At 35.6% G+C, this 12404-nt stretch carries 9 protein-coding genes; 2 read left to right on the plus strand and 7 right to left on the minus strand.

What is annotated here, in order from left to right; genetic code table 11:
• Window positions 1-306 precede the first annotated feature (306 nt).
• From B5D82_RS17235 to B5D82_RS17245, 3 genes are all read right to left on the minus strand, one after another.
• On the minus strand, window positions 307-2880 hold the full coding sequence (locus B5D82_RS17235) for a TonB-dependent receptor plug domain-containing protein (RefSeq protein WP_425429891.1): 2574 nt from the start codon (window positions 2878-2880) through the stop codon (window positions 307-309).
• A 315-nt stretch (window positions 2881-3195) separates the two neighbouring features.
• A complete protein-coding gene (locus B5D82_RS17240) occupies window positions 3196-4233 on the minus strand; it encodes a FecR family protein (protein WP_081153276.1) in 1038 nt (345 codons plus the stop codon).
• Window positions 4230-4805 carry an RNA polymerase sigma factor gene (locus B5D82_RS17245; RefSeq protein ID WP_081153277.1) on the minus strand — a complete coding sequence of 192 codons (576 nt, stop codon included), beginning with the start codon at window positions 4803-4805 and terminating at the stop codon, window positions 4230-4232. The genes B5D82_RS17240 and B5D82_RS17245 overlap by 4 nt, the downstream gene beginning before the upstream one ends.
• Window positions 4806-5180: 375 nt before the next feature.
• Between B5D82_RS17245 and putP the strand changes: the two genes are divergently transcribed.
• Both putP and B5D82_RS17255 read left to right on the plus strand, forming a co-directional pair.
• Window positions 5181-6623: a sodium/proline symporter PutP gene (gene putP, locus B5D82_RS17250; protein ID WP_425429892.1), complete on the plus strand. Its 1443-nt coding sequence runs from the start codon at window positions 5181-5183 to the stop codon at window positions 6621-6623.
• 515 nt (window positions 6624-7138) lie between these two features.
• Entirely contained in the window at window positions 7139-8416 is a 1278-nt protein-coding gene (locus B5D82_RS17255; protein WP_081153280.1) for a hypothetical protein, read from the plus strand.
• Window positions 8417-8463: 47 nt separating this feature from the next.
• Here the strand turns inward: B5D82_RS17255 and B5D82_RS17260 are convergent, their stop codons facing one another.
• The 4 genes from B5D82_RS17260 to B5D82_RS17275 form a co-directional block, all read right to left on the minus strand.
• Window positions 8464-8964, minus strand: a complete 501-nt coding sequence (locus B5D82_RS17260; protein WP_081153282.1) for a hypothetical protein — start codon at window positions 8962-8964, stop codon at window positions 8464-8466.
• Between the two features lie 21 nt (window positions 8965-8985).
• Entirely contained in the window at window positions 8986-9681 is a 696-nt protein-coding gene (locus B5D82_RS17265; protein WP_245807505.1) for a C39 family peptidase, read from the minus strand.
• Between the two features lie 8 nt (window positions 9682-9689).
• Window positions 9690-10052 carry a hypothetical protein gene (locus B5D82_RS17270; RefSeq protein ID WP_081153285.1) on the minus strand — a complete coding sequence of 121 codons (363 nt, stop codon included), beginning with the start codon at window positions 10050-10052 and terminating at the stop codon, window positions 9690-9692.
• Window positions 10053-10139: 87 nt separating this feature from the next.
• On the minus strand, window positions 10140-11852 hold the full coding sequence (locus B5D82_RS17275; RefSeq protein WP_081153287.1) for a dentin sialophosphoprotein: 1713 nt from the start codon (window positions 11850-11852) through the stop codon (window positions 10140-10142).
• Window positions 11853-12404 lie beyond the last annotated feature (552 nt).

The following is a 12404-nucleotide window of genomic DNA, read 5'->3' on the forward strand; positions in this document are numbered from 1 at the left end:
TTATTACTGATGATTATTTAAATCAGTAACTGCAATTGTTTCTTTAAATAGTATAGTAACAATGTGTTAGCCACTGATATTGTCATAGTAGTATCACATAAGTCTATCGAACTATCTCAATAGTTTTAATTAGTTGTATTAATGTTGCCGCGTTTTCATGGTTTTATAATGTGTGTGCTAAGTTATTGGAGGGTTAGCTTTGCTTTATTTCCTTCATCCGTTACAAAGTTGATGAAATGTTTTTATTTTTAAATAAAAAAAATCCCAGCAAAAGCAGGGATTTATAGTTTATATAACGCTTGTAGTTTAGAAGTTATATGTTGCTTTTACGTAGTAGAAACCACCATTAAAGCCAAATGGAGATGTTTCATAGTACTTACCACCAAGTAGGTTATTTGGTGTACCAGGTCCAAAATCTAACTCTTCAGCATCTTGATCTAGTAGGTTTTGAGCACCAACACTTACTTTAAAGTCTTCCATTACATGATAGCTAACTTCAAGATCAACAGTAACAGCTGCATCTGCATCTTTACTTAATCCGCTAGAGTCAGCATGAACACCTTGGTATTCACCGTAGTAGTTTACACGCGTAAACATACTAACTTCATCCCAGCTTTGTGACCAAGTAAAGGTCGCACGATGGTTAGGTAAGTCATTTTCTAAACGAGATACTTTAAAGTCACCAGTAACAGCAGAGAACCTATCAACGGTTGTTTCATTCCAGTTATAAGCAAGACCGAATGTAGTATCACCGTTTAACAATGAAGTAGAGTAGTTAGCAACAAAATCAATACCTTGAGTTGTAGTATCAAAATCATTAGTAAAGAAACTTACTTGTTGAATTGAGTCTACATTTGGTACGCCATCTGCTTTTAATTTCACTTTATCTTCAGGAGTTAAATTAACTTTAGCAGACTGAGAAACACGATCAGTTACTTCAATGTTGTAATAATCAAGTGTGAAATGAATACCTTCTACTTCCCAAACTGCACCTAATGAAAGACTTTCTGATTCTTCAGGTGATAATTCAGTTGCACCCAACTGCTGAGCTACAGGATTAGACGCTGCTAATAACGCAGAATCTACAAGTATGCCGTCGTCAAGAGAGGTTTGTACGTTTGAGTAGTTAGCCTGACCAACGGTTGGCGCACGGAAGCCTGAACTTACAGAGCCACGTAATGAAAAGTCGTCTGTCACATTGTATTGTGCCGTTACTTTGTAGTTCGTGGTGTTACCAAAAGTACTGTAATCTTCAAAACGTAAGGCATAGCCCATTAAGAAGTCTTCAGTGTATTGTGCTTCGACATCAAGATAAAGCGCATAGTTTTGACGAGAAAATGAACCGGCTGAAGAGGGTTTAAAGCCAGGAAACCCGTTAGAGCCAATACTAAAACCTTGGTCTGTATATGGACCTGCGGTAAAAGATGCTTCGTCACCTGCACTCACTTCAAACGTTTCTTGATGGTATTCATAACCACCAGCAATAATTAGTGGCATCTCCAAACCTACTTCAAGTTCTTTAACTAAATCAACATTAAAGAATTTTTCAAGTTGAACGTGGCTACCTGGATTAAAGTCACGTGGAGTTTCTGGACCTAATGATGCATTTAACGTGTTGTAGATAACGTAACTTGATTCGTTACGACCTACAGAACCACTGACGTCGTAAGACAAAGTGTCATCAAACTGACCACGTGTTCCCATGGTTATTGATGTATCAACGATGTTACCACCAAAGTTAGGTGTAAATCCGCCTGGTGCTAATTCATTGAATGAAAAACAATTATCATTATTTGCGACATTATCAATGTAATTTTGTTGAGTTAACACGTTACCGGTAGTGATCTCTACAGGTAGACAAGTTCTCTCAGCGCCCTGAGTTTGCGCAAGATCACCAATCAATAACGAAGCACCGTCGTCATTAGAGTAGACGCCACCACGGTTATGTGGATTACGATAATAGAAACCACCACGAACATCACGTTCAGAGAAGTTACCAAACATATAAACTTCACGGTCGTTACCTATATCTAAACCGAAGTTACCAAAAATAGTGATGTCATCATTAATTTCTGGAGAACCCCAAATTTGTGCTAGCGATTCAACATTTGTGTTGCCGGCATCAATAAAACCTTGATCATCAGGACGTTGTTCACTTCGACTAGTAGCATCTGCATTTTTATATTGAAAACTCAGGTTAGCAAAACCATCATCAGTCAGAGCCATACCAATATTACCAGACACTTCAGTAGTATCGCCGTCACCTTCGTAATATGAACCATGACGCACATTTAAAGAGCCACCGTCTGCATCATCTTTTAAGACAAAGTTCATTACACCTGCGATAGCATCTGAACCGTATTGTGCCGCAGCACCGTCACGCAATACTTCAACTTGTTTTAGTGCTGAACTAGGAATAACTGAAATGTCAGGACCCTGAGCACCATCATTAATACCACCACCTAATAAGGCAATAACAGAGGCACGATGACGTCGCTTACCGTTGACAAGTATCAAGGTGCTGTCTGAAGAAAGGCCACGAAGGTTAGCAGGTTTAACTAAGCTTGCAGCATCTGATATAGGGTTACTTTGCACGTTGAATGAAGGAACAGTACCTTTTAATAATTCAAGCATATCGGTGTTACCCGATTTCTCTAGTTCCTCAGAGCCTATTAAATCAATAGGTACTGGTGAATCGTTCACTGAACGAGGTGCGCCGCGAGAGCCTACTACGGCAATACGCTCAACTTCTTCTTTTTTAACTTTGCCTGCATCGTTTTCAGCAGCATATGATTGAACAGTACCTAACGCTAAACTCACAGATAGCGCTAAAGTTGTAATTTTAAATGTTGACGACATGGTATTACCTTCCCAATATATTTATAGTTTTATAATTATCTTTTTCAGCTGCTATTTGATTAAATTTTTTGCAACTTACACTAAAGAGTTAGATTGTTTATAAAACCGTAAAGAAAATTTGTTTTTTCTTTAAATAATTTCTGCAAAGGTATATTTAATGCTTTTTTACAGCTTTATTGTTAATCCTTGTTTTTAGTAACAGAGGTAATAACAGAGCGGATAACAAGGGTTGTCAGGAGGGGATGAGGTTTTATCATTCATATTCAATGATAAAACCTTAATACATAACTAAAATAAATGTTTTGGCATCTAGAGTTAACTTTTTAAACTAAGCCGTTATATTTTTTTAGTGAGTAATACTTTATTTGCACCAAGACGCTCAGACTTCATATTAAATGAAAGTTCTATTGCTTCTATTAAAGCTTCACTGTCTTTAAGATCAAAACGCCCACTGATTAGAGTCTTGTGTAGAGAAGGGTCCTTTAAGACTATCTCAATTTCTACATAGCGATTAATCTCTTCAATAACATCAGATAATTTTTCATTAACAAAAATTAATTTTCCATTAAGCCATGAAAGTTCTCGAGCCATATTCTCTGCTTTAATGTGCGTTAGCGTAGGTGATTGATCGTTAGTTACTACTACTTTTTCACCTTTAGTAATATAAACATCATCTTTATGAATCGTTCCATTATCTAAGTCGTTAATGTCAGTTAATGTTGTATTGAGTGCCAGTTTTGACATTTTAACTTTACCGTCAGTTACCGTGACTTGAATATCTTCGGATTGTAAATGTACAACAAACTTTGTGCCGATAGCTTGTACCAAGCGATCACCAGCATAAACAATAAAGGGTCGACTAGGATCATGTGCAACTTCAAATAAAGCCTCACCTTTGATTAATTTAATAATACGTTTATTGTCACTAAACTCAGTTTCAATATGAGTATTGGTATTTAAATATATAATTGAGCCATCATCAAATGTTGCATCCATTTGCTGACCAATTAATGTAGCATATGAACTTTTTTGCACGTCATTAGGCATTCCTACCCAAAGCAGCAGTGCAACAAAGCTTATACTTGCTGCCAACATAACTGGCTTAACGATAGGTTGTAATATCGGCCATATAGATACCTTTACTGATGCATCTTTATTATCAATAATCATCAGTATCTCATCCATATCATCCCAGACATCGGCCATCGCTTTTAATGCTACTGGGTGCCTTTTATCTGCCGACAACCAAGCCTTCAATTCTTTTCTTGATTGATCAGATAAATTACCATTGTCTAGTCTAACTAACCAAATAGACGCTTCGTCATCAATCGTATTTAAGGTACGAAGTGGAATTACTTTATTACTTTTATTCATTTTGTTTGCTCTTCGCTTGATTGATTAAGATGTACCGGCAGTTTGAGTTCATCAACTTCATATCCTTGAGCACAAAGTGACTGTTTGCATTGTTTTAACCCTTGGGCAATGTACTTTTCAATAGAACTAACTGATACATCCATTTTATTTGCTATTTCCTTATGACTTAAACAATAGAGCTTTCTTAATAGTATTGCGCGGCGTTGTTTTTCTGGTAATGAACTTAAGACCTGATTAAAACGCTCAAATTTTAGTTTTTGATATAAGTCTTTCTCAACCGTATTCTCATCGTCATCTTCAATTAATGCATCATCTAATTCTGTATGTATTGCTTTTGATTGTTGCATTAACTTTTTAAGCACTAAGTTTCTCGAAACAACAAATAAATATCCTTTTGGGGATTTAATTTGTTGTTTGGCATCAGAGTCTAAAACTCTAATAAAAGTTTCCTGTAAAATATCATCAACATCTTGCTGCTCTACACTCATCTTCATAATAGAGCGCACTAAACCATCCCTACATGACTGGAACGCTGTTAAAACTCTATTGTTCGATTGCTTGTTTACTAGCATTTAATGTTTCCGTTAATACGCGCTTTAACTAAAGAGTCTGCTTGTTATGTAATCCATAACAATTTTAGACAAAAGATAAGATAACATCCTTTTTATCACAACTTGTATAAATTATAACCGCGTTATATTTCTTTACTTATATTTTTACCCATTGAATTAATGGATTTAATTGATGATAAACACCACAACGTTAAATGATTTATCTGATGGTAAATAATGTTTATGAATTTCTTAATAAAAAGTTATGGATTATCGCACTGACAAACTCTTTAGCGGTATCGGTGAATTAATTTACTAGCACAATAAAAAATTATAACGGTGGAAATTATTTTGGAATTTGAAACACTTTTTTCTTTAGGTCTTTATTTTAGTGCAATGCTTGGTATTGGTTTGTATGCGTATCGTAAATCAACCAGTGATGTCGCAGGTTATATGCTTGGCGGTAGGAGCTTAAGTCCGAGTGTTGCAGCGCTTTCTGCTGGGGCATCTGATATGAGTGGTTGGATGTTGATGGGCTTACCTGGAGCGATGTATATTTCAGGTGTTAGTAGTTTATGGATTGCTATAGGTTTAGTCGTTGGTGCTTTTTTAAATTACCTGATTGTTGCTCCTCGTCTTAGAACCTATACCGAAGTGGCCAATGACTCTATAACCTTACCTGATTTTTTTGAAAATAGGTTTAATGATAAATCGCGTATGTTAAGAATAGTTTCATCGGTTGTAATTGTGGTGTTTTTCACACTTTATACTTCGAGCGGTATAGTTGCTGGCGGTAAACTATTTGAAAGTTCTTTTGGTATAAATTATGAAGTCGGCTTGTATGTTACTGCGGGCGTAGTTGTTGCGTATACACTCTTTGGTGGGTTTTTAGCGGTGAGCTTAACTGATTTTGTTCAAGGTTGTATTATGTTTGTTGCTTTAGTATTGGTGCCTATAGTGGCTATTGGTGAAGTGGGTGGTATATCAGAACTGCATGCAAGTATTAGTGCCATTAACCCTGCATTATTAGATGTTTTTAGTGGTGTCAGCTTAATCGGTATTATTTCTGCTCTGGCTTGGGGGCTAGGTTATTTTGGTCAACCCCATATTATTGTACGTTTTATGGCGATACGTAGTATTAAAGACATACCAGCAGCTCGTCGAATAGGGATGAGTTGGATGGTCGTTTCTATTATTGGCGCAATGGCAACAGGCTTTGCTGGTATTGCATATGTAGCTAAAACAGGATTACAACTTGATGACGCTGAAACTATTTTTATTGTTTTATCTCAAATATTATTTAGCCCGTTAATTGCAGGTTTTTTATTGGCGGCAATCTTAGCGGCCATTATGAGTACTATTTCTTCTCAGTTATTGGTTACATCAAGTTCATTGACTGAAGATTTTTATAAAACATTTTTGCATCGAGACGCTAGCGACAAGCAACAAGTGCTGGTAGGGCGAATTGCGGTATTTTTAGTTGCTTTGGTGGCAATTTATCTAGCTTATGATCGTAACTCATCTATTTTATCATTAGTCAGTAATGCTTGGGCAGGTTTTGGGGCGGCTTTTGGTCCTGTGGTTATTGGCAGTTTATTTTGGAAAGAAATGACTAGAAATGCCGCTTTAGCCGGAATGATAACAGGGGCGTTAACGGTATTGTTGTGGATTTACGTGCCTATTAGTATTAATGGTCAATCATTAAGTTCAGTCATGTATGAACTAGTGCCAGGCTTTATTCTATGTTCAAGCGTTATCTATATAGTAACAAAAATAGCCCCACAAGATGATGGAAAGGTTTTAGCCAAACATGATGAAATGTTAACGCATCATGTTTAATTTTAAGACTTACTGAATTTTCTATCAGAAAAATTAAGCCCCTAACAGATCTAATCACTGAGTTTTACCTGTTAGGGGAACAGTACAATAAATTTTCCTTAAGCGACGTATTTACTCATTATTATCAGCAGTGTTATTTTTAGTTAAGTTTTAGAATAGCGCTAAATAGAAGGGGGCTTGTACAAGAAATTTAATTCAAATGGGCCTTTGTTTTATAATTTTAGACCTTGCTTTGATCATGTATTTAAATCTCTAATGTAGTCATAAAGTTTAGTCACTAGTTCATGGTATTAGATGATGTAATTATAAAGCGGCTGATGGAAAAAGATTCTCAACTAATTTCTTAAGTAATTTACCAAGTATTACCTAGCCGCTAAATTTGCATTTCAACGTTTACCATATAAGCTTATATTTACTACTTTATAAGTCAGAAATATGATTTTCAGTTAATAAATATATTTGTAAACGTCAACGATTGGCTGAAATAATTGAATGTTTTCATAGAAGGGAAACTTATGAAAAAAACTAACAATCACTTAAACCTGCCTAGTGTAAAGCGATATAACTTGTTTGTACTTATGTCTACATTGTGGATATCTACAACTCATTTCAGTTATGCTCAGCAAATTACTGAACCGCAAGCATCAGATAAAACAAAGTATCAACTTGAATTAGAACGACAACACAAAATGCTCATTAAACAGGGAGAAGAAATTAAAAATTTAAAACGTTTGATTCAAAATCAACGTGCTAAAAAAGAACAAAAAAATACCAATTCTCCCCGTAAACCATCAAAAAATAAAGTTACCAAGAAAAATAACAAAGCCAATCCTAAAGTTGTTAATAAGCCTGTAGGCAAAGCGCCACCTAAAACATCAACACGTATTGATGTAGCTTCCATACCTAAATTAAGTACTAATATTAGCGGTGTGCTGACAAAGGCAGGTACTTTAATCGTTGAGCCAAGAATAGGCTATTCGTATACAGATACTAACCGAGTATTTCTAGATGCATATTCATTTCTTCCTGCACTAGTGGTGGGTTTAATCGATCTTAGAGAAATAAAACGCCATACCGTTATTGGCAGTCTCGGTACTCGATATGGTTTGACTGATCGATGGGAAGTCGACCTCAAACTTTCTTACGTTGGCCGTAATGACAGTCAACGCTCTCGTCCTGTAAGTGTTGGGGTTAGTGAAGACGAAATATTTACAGCAAGTGGTAGTGATATAGGTGATATAGAGCTGTCAACACGATACCAACTGAATTCTGGGCTAGATGGCGGAGCAATTTATGTTTTTAATCTAGTTGCCACGGTGCCTACAGGTACAAGTCCATTCGATGTTGATTATGTAGAATCAACGCCTGGAGCTGTTTTTCCTACAGAGTTACCAACAGGATCAGGATATTTCAGTGTTCAACCTAGTTTAACTGCTATTTATCCAACAGACCCTGGCGTACTTTTTGGTAATATAAGCTATGGTAATAATTTAGGCACAGATGAAGATGTAGGCCGAGTCAATCCAGGTGATAGCATAGGGTTAAGCTTTGGCTTAGGACTGTCGTTAAATGAACGCACTTCTATGAGTTTAAGTTACTCACATAAACATGTATTAAAATCTAAAATTGATGACGTTAAAATTGATGGTAGTGAGCTTGATATTGGGCAATTGGTTATTGGTTTTTCATTCAATTATTCCCAACAAACCAATATTAATTTATCACTAAATATTGGTGTTACAGATGATGCACCCGATGTTCGATTAAACTTCAGGGTTCCAATGGTGTTTTAACTCAATATTTAAAACCTTCTATATAAATAAATTAATTACCCGAATGGCTATAGGCAGTGAGTACATATTGAGTGCAAATTATAAAATTGATCATTATTTGGCGTTAAATTGATATTATTTAAGTTTTTAATATCAATGTTGATGTTATTGATGGTTTGTAGTGTTTGGTTGTCGAGATCATTTTGAATAATTGACTGGAATAGGGAACTAGATAACCCTGGTACATTCAATTTTCCATTTTTCACTATATTATGACTATTTGGTGTTTTAAAATAAGAACTTGCGATTTCTTCTCCATTTTGAAATATGCGTTTTTCAAAACTGATATTAACAATTACACCATTCGGTAATATAAATCCGCCACGCGAATAAGCTAATTGAGAGTCTGATACTTTAGACCATTTTTCTGTCTCTAAAGTTTGCACAAAAACTCCATCGCCAATGACATCGACGCTACTTGCCGCTGAAACTTTATCTGAACCCGTAATGACGATAAATGTCACTATTATGAGGAAGGTTTTTAAAAGCATGGCTGAGATCACATTCATGGTTATTTCCTTTAATGAAAATCAAAAATCAATTGCTGAAGGTTGAAGCATATTAAATAATGCTAAACTAGAATGATCTACAGCGAGAACCAAATGGCCCTTCACTCTGAGTCTCCATTCAGCTTGAGATTGGTAATGATTAGATGCAATGTCCTTTTTGTCCTGAATAACAAACAAAATTCTATTATTCCACACCTCTTCAAATTTTGATCTGCTATAAACTTTAATGCCAACGGCAGGGTCACCAATTAACACTTCGTTTTCATCAATGCCTTTAATAATAACAAAGTGCATATAACCTTTATTATTAATAATAGTTATGGCCGGAATTTCAGCTTTTGCAAGCTGGTTTAAACTAATTTTAAATCCATTAGAGTTATAACCTCTACGTGATAAATAATGTTTCATATCTAATAATGAAAAGCCATTCTGTTGTATTTTTGGTTGATCACCATTGCTATACATGTCTTTAAAAACCATGAATTCATCTACAACATCATCATAATGAAAAGACAGTAAACTTGCTAAAGTAGCAGAGCCACAACTAAAGTCGTACTGCTGCTTATATATAGTTTTGAAGCGTAATTCCGTGATACTTGAAATATTTATTGAAAAATCGCCACCACTGAAACCACCACCCAAATTAACTGTGCCAGCCTGTGCAGGAGGCATTAGTAGTATTAACGACAAAATTACCGTAAATATTATACGCATCATGGTTACCTTTAATCTGGAGATATTGTAATAGTAATGATAGTCGAGTCTTGAATGATGACATTATTCCCCGTATTTTGGATGATTGAAAATATACCACTTGCGTCATTAAATGAGCCTTGATCTATGATGTTATATCCTGTGACACTGTTACTAGCATCATTGTTGGTAAGTACGGCTCCTAAGTCGGCATTGCTAGTAACATCGACAACTCCACCAAGGCCACGTATTTGATCCAACTCTTCAAGCATTACAGGTGCAACATCAAGAATCACAACATCTACAACAACATCTTCGGCAGAGGTCTTGTTACTTATTATCATTAACAAGCTAAACCATAATAATAGATGAATACTTTGATATAGGTTTTTCATAGCACTTATCCTTATAGAAAGTTGCTGACAATATTGCCAGCAACTTTTTAACATAACGTCATATAAACCTAAATGATGTCCACATCATTATTGATTTACATTAACATTCCCTTGTAGTGATATTTGTTGTTGCGTTAAAGCATTAGCACCAAGGTTTTGCACATTTTGGTTAATACCAGCACTACCATTAAAGGTATCTGTCATATTGTTGCTAGTTGCTATTGTAGAAGCACCATCGAAGTTATATGCCAAGGTATTTTGAGTTACAGTTCCCATTAATGTAGATTCATTAACGCTATAGGTTGTAGTAGCGGTACCGCCATTATTTGCTGAAGATGTTCCCCATCCATCAGCCCACGCTGAACTGTTATCGCTATTGTCACTATTGTCGCTATTGTCACTGTTATCAACATTGGCAGTACTGCCATTATTCGCTGAAGCTGAGTGATCACTTGCATCAGCAAAACTGTTGTCACTGTTATCTGAGTTATCACTATTATCGCTGTTATCTACATTAACAGTACTACCATTAGTGGCTACGGCAGACCCCATTCCACTCGCATTAGCCATGCTATTGTCAGAGTTATCCGAATTATCCGAATTATCTGAATTGTCACTATTATCACTGTGATCTAGATTAACCGTACTACCATTGGTGGCAATGGCAGACCCCATACCACTTGCATTCGCCATGCTATTATCCGAGTTATCAGTATTGTCAGAGTTATCACTGTTATCAGAATTATCACTGTTATCAGAGTTGTTGCTGTTATCTGAGTTATTGGTGTTATCTGAATTATCTGAATTGTCGGAGTTATCGCTATTATCTGAGTTGTTACTGTTATCGTCGTTATCAGCAGTACTGTTATCGGAATTATTACTATTATCCGAGTTATTGCTGTTGTCGTCGTTATCAGCGGTACTGTTATCGGAGTTGTTGCTGTTGTCCGAATTGTTACTGTTGTCGTCGTTGTCAGCGGTACTGTTATCGGAATTGTTGCTGTTGTCCGAGTTATTAGTATTATCTGAGTTATCCGAACTATCAGAATTATCACTGTTGTCAGAATTGTTGCTGTTATCAGAGTTATTACTGTTGTCGTCGTTATCAGCGGTACTGTTATCGGAGTTATTACTGTTGTCGTCGTTATCCGCGGTGCTGTTATCGGAATTGTTACTGTTGTCCGAGTTATTAGTATTATCTGAGTTATCCGAATTATCAGAACTATCACTGTTATCAGAGTTGTTACTGTTGTCGTCGTTATCAGCAGTGCTGTTATCTGAATTGTTGGTATTATCAGAATTATCACTGTTATCGGAGTTGTTACTGTTGTCGTCGTTATCAGCAGTACTATTGTCAGAGTTATTGCTGTTATCGTCGTTGTCAGCAGTACTATTATCTGAGTTGTTGGTGTTATCTGAGTTATCCGAATTATCACTGTTATCACTGTTATCGGAGTTGTTGCTGTTGTCATCGTTGTCAGCAGCACTGTTATCCGAGTTATTAGTGTTGTCAGAATTATCAGAATTATCACTGTTATCACTGTTATCGGAGTTGTTGCTGTTGTCGTCGTTGTCAGCAGCACTGTTATCCGAGTTGTTAGTGTTATCAGAATTATCGCTATTGTCTGAGTTATTAGTATTATCTGAGTTGTTATTACCAGAGTTATCGGTAGTTGCCGTTGAAGTTTCATTTGCAGCAGCTGAGCCGTTATCCACATCATTGTCCATTGCTAAAGTGGTTGTCGAACTCAGTATTAGGGCAATACTGACTGCTAGTATGTTTTTGTTAAAATATTTCATATTGTATACTCCACTAAAAATTATTTAGTAACTATCAATCTAATTAAAGATATAAACCTTTAATTTATAGAAGAAAAATAGATACACCTTTAACGTCCATATAAAGCGTGTATGCATGTATAAAAAGCGTTAACCGACATTTGCGTTAACATATATCTGAATGCAGCTGCTTTGTATTCACAATGAATAGTAGTAGATGGCCAACTTAAAATTCCATTAAAAGCACATCAAAAAAGACTTAAAAAATACTGATTAAAAGATCAAAATACCTGAGTTTTTAAATGAATCTATAAAATGTGACAGCCATCAGCAGTTAAGGAATGTGTTAATAATATTGTAGAGTAGATTGTGTTTGTGGCTAATTTTACTGTCAGCTTTTTTTACACTTTATATTGTTTTGTTAACGATGATATTAAGTGAGTTGATTAAACTATTGTATTACTGTTAAAAATTATTTTAGGTATAGGTATTGCTTAATTTTTGAGTGCAATAACTATGAATTATGCTTTCCTGTGTATTTTCTATGACGATGATGTCAATTAATATTATCAA

The organism is Cognaticolwellia beringensis (assembly GCF_002076895.1).
GTDB classification, from domain to species: domain Bacteria; phylum Pseudomonadota; class Gammaproteobacteria; order Enterobacterales; family Alteromonadaceae; genus Cognaticolwellia; species Cognaticolwellia beringensis.